The organism is Pasteurella sp. XG20 (genome assembly GCF_018968665.1).
Lineage (GTDB): Bacteria > Pseudomonadota > Gammaproteobacteria > Enterobacterales > Pasteurellaceae > Pasteurella > Pasteurella multocida.
The window spans coordinates 1,275,400-1,290,559 of sequence record NZ_CP076656.1; the positions used below are offsets into that span (position 1 = coordinate 1,275,400).

15 protein-coding genes and 1 pseudogene are annotated in these 15,160 nt (G+C 40.8%); 8 read left to right on the forward strand and 8 right to left on the reverse strand.

What is annotated here, in order from left to right; genetic code table 11:
- The first annotated feature begins 38 nt into the window (after positions 1-38).
- The 4 genes from KPF51_RS05830 (at position 39) to fur (ending at position 2,222) form a co-directional block, all read left to right on the forward strand.
- Positions 39-827: an alpha/beta fold hydrolase gene (locus KPF51_RS05830; RefSeq protein ID WP_211599586.1), complete on the forward strand. Its 789-nt coding sequence runs from the start codon at positions 39-41 to the stop codon at positions 825-827.
- Positions 828-942: 115 nt separating this feature from the next.
- A complete protein-coding gene (ybfE, locus tag KPF51_RS05835) occupies positions 943-1,227 on the forward strand; it encodes a LexA regulated protein (protein WP_005726023.1) in 285 nt (94 codons plus the stop codon).
- Positions 1,228-1,232: 5 nt separating this feature from the next.
- Complete coding sequence (gene fldA, locus KPF51_RS05840; RefSeq protein ID WP_005721513.1) at positions 1,233-1,757, forward strand: flavodoxin FldA; 525 nt, start codon at positions 1,233-1,235, stop codon at positions 1,755-1,757.
- Positions 1,758-1,781: 24 nt separating this feature from the next.
- Complete coding sequence (gene fur / locus KPF51_RS05845; protein WP_005721511.1) at positions 1,782-2,222, forward strand: ferric iron uptake transcriptional regulator; 441 nt, start codon at positions 1,782-1,784, stop codon at positions 2,220-2,222.
- Between the two features lie 84 nt (positions 2,223-2,306).
- On the opposite strand, the gene cgtA is transcribed toward fur, so the two are convergent.
- The 5 genes from cgtA to rplU all read right to left on the reverse strand — a co-directional run bounded on the left by cgtA (position 2,307) and on the right by rplU (position 5,993).
- Positions 2,307-3,479 carry an Obg family GTPase CgtA gene (gene cgtA / locus KPF51_RS05850; RefSeq protein WP_005726018.1) on the reverse strand — a complete coding sequence of 391 codons (1,173 nt, stop codon included), beginning with the start codon at positions 3,477-3,479 and terminating at the stop codon, positions 2,307-2,309.
- Positions 3,480-3,487: 8 nt separating this feature from the next.
- On the reverse strand, positions 3,488-4,405 hold the full coding sequence (locus KPF51_RS05855; RefSeq protein ID WP_061405945.1) for a DMT family transporter: 918 nt from the start codon (positions 4,403-4,405) through the stop codon (positions 3,488-3,490).
- Position 4,406: 1 nt separating this feature from the next.
- Positions 4,407-5,339, reverse strand: a complete 933-nt coding sequence (locus tag KPF51_RS05860; RefSeq protein ID WP_005726017.1) for a DMT family transporter — start codon at positions 5,337-5,339, stop codon at positions 4,407-4,409.
- Between the two features lie 64 nt (positions 5,340-5,403).
- Positions 5,404-5,661: a 50S ribosomal protein L27 gene (rpmA, locus tag KPF51_RS05865; protein ID WP_005721506.1), complete on the reverse strand. Its 258-nt coding sequence runs from the start codon at positions 5,659-5,661 to the stop codon at positions 5,404-5,406.
- Positions 5,662-5,681: 20 nt separating this feature from the next.
- The gene (rplU, locus tag KPF51_RS05870; RefSeq protein ID WP_005721505.1) at positions 5,682-5,993 is read right to left on the reverse strand and encodes a 50S ribosomal protein L21; all 312 of its coding nucleotides are present in this window, start codon (positions 5,991-5,993) and stop codon (positions 5,682-5,684) included.
- A gap of 239 nt (positions 5,994-6,232) precedes the next feature.
- Between rplU and ispB the strand changes: the two genes are divergently transcribed.
- Positions 6,233-7,204, forward strand: coding sequence for an octaprenyl diphosphate synthase (gene ispB / locus KPF51_RS05875; protein ID WP_005726015.1), 972 nt, complete (start codon positions 6,233-6,235; stop codon positions 7,202-7,204).
- A gap of 114 nt (positions 7,205-7,318) precedes the next feature.
- A pseudogene (locus KPF51_RS05880) lies at positions 7,319-7,984 on the forward strand (epoxyqueuosine reductase QueH); the annotation flags it as partial.
- A gap of 55 nt (positions 7,985-8,039) precedes the next feature.
- Here the strand turns inward: KPF51_RS05880 and KPF51_RS05885 are convergent.
- The 3 genes from KPF51_RS05885 to rng form a co-directional block, all read right to left on the reverse strand.
- Positions 8,040-9,236 (reverse strand): aspartate aminotransferase family protein, encoded by a 1,197-nt coding sequence (locus KPF51_RS05885; RefSeq protein WP_005751263.1) that lies wholly within the window; start codon positions 9,234-9,236, stop codon positions 8,040-8,042.
- A gap of 128 nt (positions 9,237-9,364) precedes the next feature.
- On the reverse strand, positions 9,365-10,813 hold the full coding sequence (tldD, locus tag KPF51_RS05890; RefSeq protein ID WP_064972574.1) for a metalloprotease TldD: 1,449 nt from the start codon (positions 10,811-10,813) through the stop codon (positions 9,365-9,367).
- A gap of 198 nt (positions 10,814-11,011) precedes the next feature.
- A complete protein-coding gene (rng, locus tag KPF51_RS05895) occupies positions 11,012-12,487 on the reverse strand; it encodes a ribonuclease G (protein WP_005721495.1) in 1,476 nt (491 codons plus the stop codon).
- 154 nt (positions 12,488-12,641) lie between these two features.
- Between rng and putP the strand changes: the two genes are divergently transcribed.
- Both putP and cmoB read left to right on the forward strand, forming a co-directional pair.
- Positions 12,642-14,156, forward strand: a complete 1,515-nt coding sequence (gene putP, locus KPF51_RS05900; RefSeq protein ID WP_005756177.1) for a sodium/proline symporter PutP — start codon at positions 12,642-12,644, stop codon at positions 14,154-14,156.
- A complete protein-coding gene (gene cmoB, locus KPF51_RS05905; RefSeq protein ID WP_059246159.1) occupies positions 14,153-15,118 on the forward strand; it encodes a tRNA 5-methoxyuridine(34)/uridine 5-oxyacetic acid(34) synthase CmoB in 966 nt (321 codons plus the stop codon). Before putP ends, cmoB begins: the two co-directional genes overlap by 4 nt.
- Positions 15,119-15,160: the final 42 nt, after the last annotated feature.

Genomic DNA, 15,160 nt, shown 5'->3' on the forward strand with positions numbered 1-15,160 from the left:
TTATAACGACTTCTTTACAAATACTCTATATACAAATTATGTCTGAGAACAATTTACTTCACTTTCAATTTCATCAGTTAAAACAAGAAATTAATGCACCGACTTTCGTTTTTATTCATGGTTTATTTGGTGATATGAATAATTTAGGCATTATCGCCAGAGCCTTTAGTGAAAAATATCCCATTTTACGTGTCGATTTACGCAACCACGGACAAAGCTTTCACCACGAAGAGATAAATTATACGCTCATGGCAGAAGATCTCGCCAATGTCATTCATACCCTTCAGCTCAAAAAAGTCATTTTAATTGGGCATTCCATGGGAGGAAAAACTGCCATGAAAATGACCGCACTTTATCCCCATCTCGTCGAAAAATTGATTGTCATTGATATTGCGCCAGTCAAGTATGGTCACCATGGACATGACGCTGTTTTTGCGGGGCTATTTGCCACCAAACAAGCAAAACCGAAAACACGACAAGAAGCAAAACACTATTTAGCACAATATATTCCTGAGGAAGCGATCCAACAATTCATGCTGAAATCCTTTGATGCCAATGCCAAAGAATATTTCCGTTTTAACCTCAGCGCGTTACATGCCAATTATCCTCACATCATGGATTGGCAACCTTGTCACTGTACCATACCTACCCTCTTTATCCGTGGCGGACAATCAAACTATATCAAAACAGAAGACACACAACCTATTCTCGCGCAATTTCCACAAGCCACCGCCTTTACTATAAATGGTTGTGGACACTGGGTTCACGCGGAAAAACCTGAGTTTGTCATACGCGCAATTGAAAGATTTTTAATATCAAACAAATAGCCAAAGCGCGCAGAAATTCGTGTTTTAATCCCACATAAATTGTGTTATAGTTCAGCATTAATTTAGTTGTGGCTTATCATTCTCACTTAGCCACAGATTTTCAGTGATTTGATAGATGGCAAAACAAGACGCAGATTGTATTACATTGGATCTGTTTGCTAATACTCGCAAAGTTGGACGCCCAAAAACAAATCCACTGAGTCGTGAACAACAAATTCGTATCAATAAACGTAATCAGTTAAAACGGGATAAATCCATCGGGTTAAAACGGGTCGAACTTAAATTACACACGGATTTAGTTGAGCAACTAGAAGATTTAGCGGCAAATTTGCATGTTAGTCGATCAGAATTGATTGTAACGATTTTACAAGATTATTTTAATATTCAAGAAGATAGGTAGCAAAAATGGCTGTTGTTGGTTTATTTTATGGCAGTGATACAGGCAATACCGAAAATATTGCCAAAATGATTCAAAAACAACTCGGTAGTGACTTAGTTGATGTACGCGATATTGCAAAAAGTACAAAAGAAGATATTGAAGCTTATGATTTTCTCATGATTGGGATTCCAACCTGGTATTACGGTGAAGCCCAATGTGACTGGGATGATTTTTTCCCAACCTTAGAAGAAATTGATTTTACCGATAAATTGGTTGCTATTTTTGGCTGTGGAGATCAAGAAGATTACGCAGAATATTTCTGTGATGCTATGGGAACCGTGCGTAACATTATTGAACCTAAAGGCGCCATCATTGTTGGTCACTGGCCAACAGAAGGCTATCACTTTGAAGTTTCGCAAGCATTAGTCGATGAAAATACTTTTGTAGGATTATGTATTGATGAAGATCGTCAACCTGAATTAACTGCTGAACGTGTTGAAAAATGGGTGAAGCAAGTGTTTGACGAAATGTGTTTAGCAGAACTTGCTTAATAGCAAAATAATTAAGGGGCTATTATGTCTGAAGAAAATATCAAACTTTTGAAAAAAGCGGGGTTGAAAATCACCGAACCTCGTTTAACGATTTTGGCATTAATGCAAGAACATCAAGAAGAACACTTCTCTGCAGAAGATGTGTATAAAATGCTCCTTGAAAGAGGCGAAGAAATTGGTTTAGCCACAGTTTACCGTGTATTAAACCAATTTGATGAAGCAAAAATTTTGATTCGTCATAATTTTGAAGGCAATAAATCCGTCTTTGAACTTGCCCCAACTGAACACCACGATCACATTATTTGCGTGGACTGCGGTAAAGTGTTTGAATTTAATGATGACATTATTGAAAAACGTCAACGTGAAATTACTAAACAACATGGTATTGAATTAGCCACACACAGTCTGTATCTTTATGGCAAATGTAGTAATGTCAAGAAATGCGATGAGAATGGCAAAAAATAAAAACAAGGCAAATTAAATAAAAAGTGCGGTATAAATTTTCAACGTTTATACCGCACTTTTTTAGTAGCCTGTCAATTGTCAACTTTACGGCTTGTAAATGGTTTCTACCCCTTCTTCGTCTTCTTCTGACCAATCATCCCAATCCTCGTCTTCATCCTCGAACTGATGATCCGCTAATTGTGCTTGGTGGTAATCATCCCATTTAAATTTCACTTCTGCCTCGTCCGCCGTTTGCTCAACTTCGTGACGTGGATTTGCTTCAATAAAGTCCATAATATCACGACAAAGTGGCTGTACATTTTTGCCTGTTACTGCAGAAATGAGGTAATAGCCGTCATCCCAGCCTAAGCGTTCAGTAATCGCTTGCGCACGCTCGTGTGCCTCTTCATCACTCATGGTGTCAATTTTATTAAACACTAACCAACGTGGCTTATCCGCCAGGGCTTCACTGTATTGAAATAATTCTGATTCAATGATTGAGATATTCTCTGCAGGATCACTCTCATCAATAGGTGCAATATCAACTAAATGAATTAAGACGCGACAGCGCTCTAAATGTTTTAAGAAACGCACACCTAAACCAGCGCCTTCAGCCGCTCCCTCAATTAATCCCGGGATATCTGCCACCACAAAACTGTGGTTTTCATCAACACGCACGACGCCTAAACTCGGTACTAATGTCGTAAAAGGATAATCCGCTACTTTGGGTTTCGCCGCTGAAACGGCTCGAATAAATGTAGATTTTCCAGCATTCGGTAAACCTAGCATACCGACATCGGCTAACAACATTAACTCTAATTGCAAATCACGCTTTTCTCCAGGCGTGCCATTGGTTTTTTGTCTAGGTGCACGGTTAACGGAGGATTTAAAACGTGTGTTGCCTAAGCCATGGTAACCGCCTTTCGCCACAAGCATTTTGGCACCATGTTTGGTTAAGTCACCTAAGACTTCTTTCGTATCGTTATCAATCGCACGAGTCCCCACAGGCACTCTTAAAGTAATATCATTGCCACGGTGTCCAGTACAACCAGCACTGCGTCCGTTTTCGCCACGTCCCGCAGCAAAGCGTTTTTCAAAGCGATAGTCAATTAAGGTATTGAGGTTTTCATCGGCAACTAAATACACGTCACCCCCATCCCCTCCATCGCCACCATCTGGTCCGCCTTTAGGGATATATTTTTCACGTCGGAAGCTCACACAGCCGTTACCACCATCACCCGCTTCAACACGAATTAGTGCTTCATCAATAAATTTCATTCTTTCTCCTAACGCTTAATAAATTTGTGCCCAATAGCGGATGTAATTGCCCCTAAAACCACTATCAGCGCACCAATATAACTGATTGAATTTAAATCTGGTTCTGCAAAGTATTGTGGGTAAAACAAATATAATAAATACGAAAATAAAATCGTAAAAAGTGGCATTAACGTAATCACGACACTCACTTTAGAAATATCCCAACGATTGAGTGCTTCTGCATACGCCCCATACCCCACAAGTGTATTTAAACAGCAATAAATAAAACAAAATAGTGTCCAACCACTGAGTGCGCTCACTTGCTTAACCTCAGCAAAGGGGGTAAAAACTAAAGCACAGCCAATATAAATAACAAATAAAATCTGTTGCGAATTAAATTCACGTAACATTAATTTTTGCGCAATACCATAAATACTCCAAATCAACGCGGCAGAGGCAGCCAAAAAGATCCCCGTTGAATAGGCATTCACGCTCAAGAATAAACCAAAACGATCATTAAAAAATAAAATTAACCCAACTACTAATAACGCTAACCCGATTTTCTGATTTAAACGTAATTTCTCTTTAAAGAAAACCACACCAAAAATCATCATGGTAAACGAAGAAAGCTGGCTAAATATTTGTGCAAATGACGGTTCAATATATTTTAATGAGGTATTAAACAAGACAAAGTTTGCTGCTAATCCCACTACCCCGATTAACGCTAAAAGGCGATAACGTGGTAAAAACTGTGAAATCTTAGGTAATTTTTTACTGCAGCCTAAAATGATCCATAACCCAATTGCCGCCACTAAAAAACGGTACCAGACGATTGTTTCTGGGTTCATTACCGCGACGACGCGCTGCAGTGCAATCGGCAAGGAACCCCATGCCATTGCCGTAATCAGGGCAAATAAAAATCCCATTAAAGGTTGCTGTTGCTTCATCTTATGGTTTCCTATTTGTGATTTTAACTAAAATTCGATGTCCTGTGGCGGAAAATAATGCACCTGAAACGACAAAACACACACCGATATAACTGATCCAATTTAACTCCTCAGTCATCACATAATCAGGTGCAATGAACAGTAATACTTCCGAGAAAATCAAGGTCAATATGGGAATTTGTGTCACAATCGCGCTCACTTTCGTCACATCCCAATGATTCAGCGCTTCCGCATAAGCACCGTAAGCAATTAATGTATTCAAACAACAATAAATCAAGCAGCCTATTTGCATCGCATTCAAATGCGTCACTTGTGAAATGGTTGCCGTAGGCAGAAAAAGTATCGTACATCCTATATAAATGGGCAATAATACTTGCTGTGCTGTCAAACGATGTAACATCAGTTTTTGTGCACTCCCATAGGCGACCCAAACTAAACTTGCACTAATACAAATAATAATCCCTTTTACATAAGTGCCAAACTGTAAAAAGTCTTCCACGCGCTGATTAAAAAAGAGGATCAAGCCAAGAATGAGTAAACCTAAACCGACTTTTTGATAAACTGCAAAGGTTTCTTTAAATAACAATACCCCCACTAATAACATACCAAATGAGCTGAGTGGACTAAAAACTTGGCTAGTGGTTGGGGGAATATATTGTAATGCAACATTGTATAAGAAAAAGTTTGCGGATAATCCAACAATGCCTAATAAGATGAGAAGCCAATGTCGCAACCGAAGTACTGTCCAATTGGGTAATCTTTTTGTCAGTTTGAGGATAAAAAATAATCCAATGGCAGCCACAGCAAAACGGAACCACACAACTGTTTGTGCATCCATAATGTTTAATAATTGCTGTAACGCAATCGGTAAAGATCCCCACATACATGCGGCAGTAAACGCAAAAAGGAATCCTAGCAGAGGCTGCTGTTTCATAAGAGACTTCTACGAAAACGCCCCGCAACTTGTGCGAGGCGTTTTTCTATTTCTAAATTTGAAATTATTCAGCGATGATGCTGACATATTTGCGATTTTTTTCGCCTTTAACTTCAAATTTGACTTTACCGTCAGCTGTCGCAAATAAAGTATGGTCACGTCCCATACCTACGTTTGAACCCGCGTGGAACTTCGTACCACGTTGACGAACGATAATGCTACCCGCTAATACAGATTCTCCGCCGAAACGTTTAACACCAAGGCGTTTAGCTTCAGAATCACGACCGTTACGAGTTGAACCACCAGCTTTTTTAGTTGCCATCTACTTGATCTCCTCTGAAATTATGCTTGAATCCCAGTGATTTTCACTTCTGTGAACCACTGACGATGACCTTGTTGTTTACGGCTATGTTTACGACGACGGAACTTAACGATTTTTACTTTATCGCCACGACCGTGTGCAACAACTTCTGCCACCACTTTACCACCAGCAACAACTGGGGCACCAATTTTAACATCTTCACCGTTAACGATCATTAACACTGAGTCAAACTCAACTGTCTCACCAGTTGCAACTTCAAGTTTTTCTAAACGAACTACTTGTCCTTCGCTTACTCGGTGTTGTTTACCGCCACTTTGAAAAACTGCGTACATATATACTCCGCTATACTAGTGCTTTCATGTTTTTGTTCATTTAGCACTTCAAAAATTCATATAAATAGGTCGCAAATTCTACGCAAAAAATAACTTAAGAGCAAGAGCTTATTTACAATAAAGTAAAAAAATTATGATTTTGTGTGATTTAATTTCAGAAATCGCAGAAAATTGGGTACAATCCCTTTCACATTCAGTCTAAAAATCCATTATTACAAATGACAAAGCAACATAATTTAATGAGTATTGATGACATCCAAAAACTCATTCATCGTGATATGCAAAAAACCAATGAAACAATTCTCGCTCAGCTTAACTCTGATGTCACGTTAATTAATCAATTGGGTTATTATATCATCCAAAGTGGTGGAAAACGTATCCGTCCGATGATTGCGATTTTGGCTGCACGTGCACTGGGATTTCATGGTGAACAACCGATTACTTGTGCCACTTTTATTGAATTTATTCATACCGCGACTTTATTACATGATGATGTAGTAGATGAATCTGCATTACGACGAGGTAATCCCACTGCTAACGCGGAATTTGGTAATGCGGCAAGTGTGTTAGTGGGGGATTTTATTTATACTCGCGCTTTCCAATTAATGACGCAATTGGACTCTTTACGTATTCTCAAAGTGATGTCAGATGCAACCAATGTTATTGCAGAAGGTGAAGTGCAACAATTAATGAATGTCAACGATCCGAATACGACGGAAGAAAACTATATGCAAGTCATTTATGGCAAGACTGCGCGTCTATTCGAAGCTGCGACGCATTGCGCCGCGATACTTGCTCATGCGACGGAAGCCCAAGAAAATGCTTTACGCGAATATGGTTGTTATCTAGGCACAGCTTTTCAATTAGTCGATGATATTTTAGATTATAGTGCAGATGCAAAAGCACTCGGCAAAAATATTGGTGATGATTTAGCGGAAGGTAAACCAACATTACCGTTATTACACGCCATGCATCACGGCAATCCAGCACAAGCAAAATTGATTCGCGAAGCGATTGAGCAAGGGGGTAAGCGTGATATTTTAGAGGATGTACTGATAATTATGACAGAACATAAATCCCTCGACTATGCGATGATGCGCGCTAAACAAGAGGCACAAAAAGCCGTTGATGCGATTGCATTATTGCCTGAAAATGAATATAAACAAGCGTTAATTTCATTAGCTTACTTATCCGTCGATCGCGCTTATTAACCACTTAATAAGGCGAGACATGTTAGCGTAACGACCGCCTAAAGTGCGGTCATTTATTTAGTAATTTTAAACACGACAATGACAGAACAAAACATCCCTACGAAAAAAACACGCAAAGGCAAAGATCCTCACGCGCCTTTTGTACGCGAAAAATTATCCCTACCAAATGGGCATAACAAATTGTTATTGCATTCTTGTTGTGCGCCTTGCTCGGGAGAAGTAATGGAGGCAATTCATGCTTCAGGTATTGAATTTACTATTTACTTCTACAACCCAAACATTCACCCATTAAAAGAATATCTCATTCGTAAAGAAGAAAATATTCGTTTTGCGGAAAAATGGGGCATTCCGTTTATTGATGCCGATTATGATCGTCAAGAATGGTTTGACCGTGCCAAAGGCATGGAAGATGAGCCAGAGCGTGGTATTCGTTGCACTATGTGCTTTGATATGCGTTTTGAAAAAGCTGCAGAATATGCACACAACAATGGTTTCCCCGTATTTACTAGCTGCTTAGGTATTTCGCGTTGGAAAGACATGAACCAAATCAATGGTTGTGGACACCGTGCCGCCGAAAAATATGATGATGTAGTGTATTGGGATTATAACTGGCGTAAAGGTGGTGGCTCACAACGTATGATTGAAATCAGTAAGCGTGAACGTTTTTACCAGCAAGAATATTGCGGTTGTGTGTATTCTTTGCGTGACACGAATAAATGGCGTGAAGCAAACGGACGCCAAAAAATTGAAATTGGCAAATTGTATTATTCCGCTGATTAAAACAACCAAGTAAACCATCGTGCCGTCATATAACATGACGGCACTTTTTTAGGCTTTATATATGCAACGTTTTCGCCAATCTTTCGAAACCCAATGCTAACGCCTCTTCACTAATATTTAATGCTGGGGCAAAACGCAACACATTAGGACCCGCCACTAAAATCATTAAGCCATTATCTGCTGCTTTTTTGACAAATTCGCTCGCTCTTCCGTGATATTGCTCGATAAGCTCTGCACCAATTAACAAACCTTCGCCACGGATTTCTTTAAATAAGCCACATTGCTGATTAATTTCTTGCAACTTTTGCATAAATTTTTCAGAAGTGCGCTGAATTTTTTGCAAGAATGGTGGTGCTGAAATGATATCAATCACTTTTTCTGCCACGGCACAAGCGAGAGGATTGCCACCAAAGGTGGTGCCATGCACGCCAGGTGCAAAACTTTTGGCGATCTCATGCGTTGTCAACATGGCACCAATCGGAAACCCATTACCCAGTGCTTTGGCAGAAGTCAAAATATCGGGCACCACTTCATATTTCATATAAGCATATAAATAGCCAGTTCGTCCCACGCCAGTTTGGACTTCATCGAAAATCAGCAACGCATTATGTTGGTCACACAATTCACGCAAACCTTGCAGAAAATCTTGACTCGCCGGCAGAATCCCACTTTCGCCCTGAATTGGCTCAACAATCACCGCACAAGTATTTTCATCCATCACCGCTTGCACCGCTGCTAAATCATTAAACGGCACATGCACAATATCCGCAGGCTTTGGACCAAAGCCGTCAGAATACTTGGCTTGCCCCCCCACGCTCACGGTAAACAGCGTACGTCCATGAAAACTTTGTTTAAAGGCAATGATTTTACTTTTTTGATAACCAAAATGATCTACCGCATAACGACGCGCCAATTTGAGAGCTGCTTCATTTGCTTCTGCGCCAGAGTTAACAAACATCACCCGTTCGGCAAACGTTTTTTCGACTAATTTTGTGGCTAATGCCAAAGTAGGTTCACTCGTAAACCAGTTACTCGAATGCCATAACTTTTCACTTTGTTGTTTTAATACGTCAACGATTTCATCGGCGCAATGCCCCAAACTGTTAACAGCAATGCCACTGGTAAAATCGATATAGTCTTTGCCTTGTTGATCCCAGACATGACTCCCCTTGCCTCGCACAGGAATAAATTGTGCGGGAACATAGTTTTGGATCATGACTTGGTCAAAAATTTCTCTGTTATATTGTGTCATTGCCTTATCCTTTTTTGCATTATTATCGTCATCAGCATAATTAGATAAAAATATTTAGTCAATATAAATGAATAAATATTCATTCATACACCTAAAAAATCCAGACCGTTTGATCTGGATTTTTTTGATTAATTTGTGCCACCCACCGTAATTTTATCGATCTTCAACGCCGGTTGTCCTACACCGACAGGCACACTTTGTCCCTCTTTCCCGCAAACGCCCACACCATGATCAATTTCGACCTTATCCGCCACCATGGAAATGTTTTGCATGACTTCAATCCCGCTTCCAATCAACGTTGCCCCTTTTACTGGCTTGGTAATTTTGCCATTTTCAATTAAATAGGCTTCAGAGGTGGAGAACACAAATTTGCCGGAGGTAATATCCACTTGTCCACCGCCAAAGTGCGGTGCAAAAATCCCACGATCCACGGAGGCAATCAGATCATCAAATTGGCTTTGCCCAGCTAGCATATAGGTGTTGGTCATTCGCGGCATCGGCAAATGAGCATAGGATTCACGACGCCCGTTACCTGTTGGTGCAACGCCCATTAAGCGCGCATTCATTTTATCTTGCATATAGCCTTGTAAAATGCCGTCTTTAATTAGCACGTTATATTGACCCGGTACCCCTTCATCGTCCACCGTAATTGAACCTCGGCGATCTTGTAGCGTGCCATCGTCCACAATAGTACACAGTGGCGAAGTCACAAGCTCACCAATTTTACCACTAAATAACGAACTTTCTTTACGGTTAAAATCCCCTTCTAAACCATGTCCAACCGCTTCATGCAATAACACGCCAGGCCAACCAGCGCCTAACACTACTGGCATCATGCCCGCTGGTGCAGCAATCGCACTTAAATTCACCAACGCTTGGCGCACCGCTTCTTTCGCGAAATATACTGCACGCACTTCACCACTTTCAGTCGCTAAGAACCAATCTAAGCCAAAACGACCACCTGCGCCAGCACTGCCTCTTTCGCGTTTACCGTCTTGTTCCACCAGCACAGAAATCGATAAACGTACTAAAGGACGAATATCTGCCGCTAAGGTACCGTCAGTAGCCACTATCAGCACTTCTTCATACACCGCGCTTAAACTGGCAGAAACACGCATCACTCGGGGATCTTCCGCGCGTGCGATTTTATCCACCAAATACAACAACGCAATTTTCTTTTCTTTACTTAAACTGTTTAATGGATTAATTGCCTGATAACGCAAAATAGGATCAACTTGATGAAAGCCTTGTGGCACAATGCGGTTACCTTGTTTGCTCTGCGCAATCCCTTTCACTGCATCAGCACATTGTTGGATACTCACTAAATCAATTTGGTCAGAATAGGCAAATCCTGTTTTTTCGCCACTCACCGCCCGCACACCAACACCACGATCAATATGGAATCCACCTTCTTTGATAATCCCATCTTCTAACACCCAGTTTTCATCTTGGCTTAATTGAAAATAGAGATCCGCATAATCAATCTGACGGTGCGAAAGCAAATCAAAGGTATTTTGCAAGTCATTGAGGGTTAAATTGCTTGGCGTGAGCAAGGTATTACTAACAGTATTAATCATAAATTATGCATTCAAATAAACAAAAAGTGGCGGGTATTTTATGTTATTTTTGACCAGGAGGAAAGCAAGGAAATGTACAAGCGGTGTGCAAAGCGAAAGGAAAGACAAAAGTGCTTGGCTTAGCGAAACTTTTTTAAAAATGACCGCACTTTTATACCCAAAAGCAAAAGGAGCAAGTCTACCCTTGCTCCTTTTTCATTACATCACCACTACGTCAAACTGCTCTTGGTTATAATACACTTCTGTTTTGATTTGAACTTGCTTGCCGATAAAGACTTCTAACTCAGCTAATAACCCATGCGATTCTTCATTGATGAGATAATCTGCCACAGCCCTTGAGGCATAGACCACAAATTGCTCACTGGCAAATAAATGGTGTACACGAATAATCTCACGCATAATTTCGTAGCAGACGGTTTCCACTGTTTTGATACGTCCACGTCCCTCACAAGCAGGGCAATCGCCACATAACACATGTTCTAAACTTTCACGTGTTCGTTTACGCGTCATTTCTACCAAACCTAATTGTGTAAAGCCATTTACGCTCGTTTTGACACGGTCTTTAGAGAGTGCTTCTTGCAGGGATTCTAATACACGAACACGGTGATCATCGGTTTGCATATCAATAAAATCAATAATGATAATCCCACCGAGATTACGTAATTGAAGCTGCTGAGCAATGGCTTTTGTCGCTTCAATATTGGTATTAAAAATGGTTTCCTCGAGGTTACGATGCCCTACAAATGCCCCCGTATTAATATCAATAGTGGTCATGGCTTCGGTTTGCTCAATGATTAAATAGCCACCAGATTTCAAATTAACCCGTTTATTTAACGCGGTTTGAATCGCCGCCTCCACGCCATACACATCAAACAAAGGCTGATTCCCCGAATACAACACCAACTTATCCACCAACGTCGGCATAAATTCCTCAGTAAATTGCTTCACTTCCGTAAAACATAATTTTGAGTCAATACGAATTTTTTCTAATCCCGCCCCGATAAAATCACGTAAAATGCGTTGGGTTAATGCAAGCTCACCATATAACATGGATTTTGTTGGGTATTTTGCCCGACGTTCTAAGACCTTACGCCATAAACGTTTTAAAAAATCTGCATCTTGTTTAAGTTCTTCTTCTGTTGCACCATCGGCTGCAGTACGGATAATAAAACCACCAAGTTCATCACAAAGCGGCAGGACTAACTCTTTTAATCTGGCGCGCTCTTCTTCACTTTCAATCCGTTGTGATACCCCTACATGGCTATTTTCAGGCATAAACACTAAGTAACGTGAAGGCAAAGTGATATCTGTGGTTAACCGTGCCCCTTTGGTTCCTAAAGGATCTTTCACCACTTGCACCACAATATCTTGTCCTTCGCGTACCAGTTCCGCAATGTCTTTCACCACAAACTGCTTTTGCTCGCTTTCTTCTACACATTCGGTGTGCGAAACAATATCTGAAGCATGCAAAAAAGCGGCTTTTTCTAAACCAATATCCACAAATGCCGATTGCATACCCGGCAATACTCTTGTAACACGCCCTTTATAAATATTACCCACAATACCACGTTTCGCCTGACGCTCAATATGTACCTCTTTTAAGATCCCCATATCGACTAAGGCAATCCGTGTTTCACTCGGTGTGACATTCACTAACAGCTCAACAGAATCCATACTTCTACCTAACATCATCATTTTTCAAGACATTCAATTGCCAGTTAGTCTAACGAAAAGGGAAATAGAATAATAGTGCTAAATAAGGTAAAATGTGAGCTTTCTCAAATTTTGGCTGAGAAAAATCATACTTTTAGATGTTTGAGAGGTCATCATGTTTGGATTGGATCCAACACTTATTACATTTACGATTTATATTTTTGGCATGTTGCTGATTGGCTTATTCGCCTATCGTTATACTAATAATTTATCAGATTACATTTTAGGGGGACGTCGTTTAGGCAGTTTTGTAACCGCCATGTCAGCCGGTGCCTCCGATATGTCAGGCTGGCTGTTAATGGGTTTACCCGGTGCGATTTACCTGTCTGGCTTAATTGAAGGTTGGATAGCCATTGGCTTAACTATCGGAGCTTATCTGAATTGGCTATTTGTGGCAGGACGTTTACGTATTTACACTGAATTTAACCAAAATGCGCTGACTTTACCTGAATATTTTCACCACCGTTTCGGTACGTCACATAATCTCCTAAAAATTGTGTCCGCCAGTATCATTTTGGTCTTCTTTACTATTTACTGTGCCTCAGGCGTCGTCGCAGGGGCAAAACTGTTCCAAAATCTCTTTTCTGTAGATTATGCGACTGCACTTTGGTACGGTGCTTTAGCCACCATTGCTTACACCTTTATTGGTGGCTTTTTAGCCGTGAGTTGGACAGACACTATTCAAGCCACATTAATGATTTTCGCCTTGATTCTAACACCCGTGTTTGTGTTAATTAGCCTAGAAGGATTAAGTCAATTTAACGTGGTGCTCGCACAAGCGGAAAGCCAAGCTCATAAAGACTTTACCGATATTTTCACAGGTACTACTCCGCTAGGTTTACTCAGTTTAGCGGCTTGGGGGTTAGGTTATTTTGGTCAACCGCACATTCTAGCGCGCTTTATGGCAGCGGATTCGGTAAAATCCTTAAACAAAGCACGTAGAATCAGCATGACTTGGATGATTCTCTGTTTAGTCGGAGCAATGGGCATTGGCTTTTTTGGTATTGCCTATTTCTATGCTAATCCCACCGTGGCAGGTTTAGTCAATAAAGAATCAGAACAAGTATTTATTGAATTAGCCAAATTACTCTTTAATCCGTGGATCGCGGGGATTTTACTGTCCGCCATTCTCGCGGCGGTGATGAGCACGCTAAGTTGTCAATTATTGATTTCTTCCAGTGCGATTACCGAAGATTTTTATAAAGGTTTTATCCGTCCAACGGCGTCTGAAAAAGAATTAGTCTGGTTAGGGCGTGCCATGGTGTTAGCAATTGCTGCGATTGCGATTTGGATTGCGCAAGATGAACACAGCAAAGTACTCAAACTGGTGGAATTTGCGTGGGCGGGTTTTGGCAGTGCATTTGGTCCTGTTGTATTATTTTCTTTATTCTGGAAACGCATGACTTCTTCGGCAGCATTGCTCGGCATGCTAACTGGAGCTATCGTGGTCTTTGGTTGGAAAAGCTGGACACCAATCGGTTCTGAATTACACCAGTTGTATGAAATGATCCCCGGCTTTACTTTAGCAAGTTTGGTGATTATCACCACTTCATTGCTCTCTGCCAAACCAGAAGCACAAATTGTTGACACTTTTGAACAAGCACAAAAGGCTTATAAAAACGCACTATGATTGACTTTCGTCCTTTTTATCAACACATTGCCACCACTCATTTATCCGCGTGGCTTGAAACCCTTCCCCTGCAATTAAAACAGTGGGAAAAACAAACCCACGGTGATTATGCGAAATGGGCAAAAATTGTGGATTTTTTACCGCACTTAGATGCAGATCATATTGATCTGAAAAGTGCGGTCAAATCTGAGAGTGTTTCGCCATTGTCTGCTGGTGAGCAACAACGTTTGGTATATCACCTCAAACAGCTGATGCCTTGGCGTAAGGGACCTTATCATTTGCACGGGATTCACATCGATTGTGAGTGGCGTTCCGATTTCAAATGGGATCGTGTACTGCCCCACCTCGCCCCCCTGAAAGATCGCACGATTTTAGATGTGGGCTGTGGTAGCGGTTATCATATGTGGCGCATGGTCGGTGAAGGGGCAAAAATGGTGGTTGGGATCGATCCAACAGAATTATTTTTATGTCAATTTGAAGCCGTACGTAAACTGTTAAACAATGATCGCCGTGCTAATTTGATTCCCTTAGGCATTGAACAAATGCAACCGTTAGCAGCCTTTGATACGGTTTTCTCTATGGGCGTGCTTTATCATCGTAAATCACCATTAGATCATTTAAGCCAATTAAAAAACCAGCTGATAAGAGGCGGGGAATTGGTACTAGAAACTTTAGTGGTGGACGGTGATATCAACACGGTTTTAGTACCCGCAGATCGCTATGCCAAAATGAAAAACGTGTATTTTATCCCGTCTGTACCCGCCTTGATTAACTGGTTGGAAAAAGTCGGCTTTAAAAACGTGCGTTGTGTAGATGTCGCCCCAACGAGTTTGGCAGAACAGCGTAAAACCGACTGGTTAGAGAACGAATCCTTGATTGATTTCCTAGATCCTTGCGATCATACAAAAACGATTGAGGGTTACCAAGCCCCGACCAGAGCCGTAATATTAGCAAACAAATAAAGCAAAAAACGCTTTTCACGGACATTGTTTGATTTAATACAG

Bases quoted from the DNA above. Each gene is read 5' to 3' on its own strand.
- KPF51_RS05830 (WP_211599586.1), top strand. From the start codon at position 39: ATGTCTGAGAACAATTTACTTCACTTTCAATTTCATCAGTTAAAACAA.
- ybfE (WP_005726023.1), top strand. From the start codon at position 943: ATGGCAAAACAAGACGCAGATTGTATTACATTGGATCTGTTTGCTAAT.
- fldA (WP_005721513.1), top strand. From the start codon at position 1,233: ATGGCTGTTGTTGGTTTATTTTATGGCAGTGATACAGGCAATACCGAA.
- fur (WP_005721511.1), top strand. From the start codon at position 1,782: ATGTCTGAAGAAAATATCAAACTTTTGAAAAAAGCGGGGTTGAAAATC.
- cgtA (WP_005726018.1), bottom strand. From the start codon at position 3,479: ATGAAATTTATTGATGAAGCACTAATTCGTGTTGAAGCGGGTGATGGT.
- KPF51_RS05855 (WP_061405945.1), bottom strand. From the start codon at position 4,405: ATGAAGCAACAGCAACCTTTAATGGGATTTTTATTTGCCCTGATTACG.
- KPF51_RS05860 (WP_005726017.1), bottom strand. From the start codon at position 5,339: ATGAAACAGCAGCCTCTGCTAGGATTCCTTTTTGCGTTTACTGCCGCA.
- rpmA (WP_005721506.1), bottom strand. From the start codon at position 5,661: ATGGCAACTAAAAAAGCTGGTGGTTCAACTCGTAACGGTCGTGATTCT.
- rplU (WP_005721505.1), bottom strand. From the start codon at position 5,993: ATGTACGCAGTTTTTCAAAGTGGCGGTAAACAACACCGAGTAAGCGAA.
- ispB (WP_005726015.1), top strand. From the start codon at position 6,233: ATGAGTATTGATGACATCCAAAAACTCATTCATCGTGATATGCAAAAA.
- KPF51_RS05885 (WP_005751263.1), bottom strand. From the start codon at position 9,236: ATGACACAATATAACAGAGAAATTTTTGACCAAGTCATGATCCAAAAC.
- tldD (WP_064972574.1), bottom strand. From the start codon at position 10,813: ATGATTAATACTGTTAGTAATACCTTGCTCACGCCAAGCAATTTAACC.
- rng (WP_005721495.1), bottom strand. From the start codon at position 12,487: ATGGATTCTGTTGAGCTGTTAGTGAATGTCACACCGAGTGAAACACGG.
- putP (WP_005756177.1), top strand. From the start codon at position 12,642: ATGTTTGGATTGGATCCAACACTTATTACATTTACGATTTATATTTTT.
- cmoB (WP_059246159.1), top strand. From the start codon at position 14,153: ATGATTGACTTTCGTCCTTTTTATCAACACATTGCCACCACTCATTTA.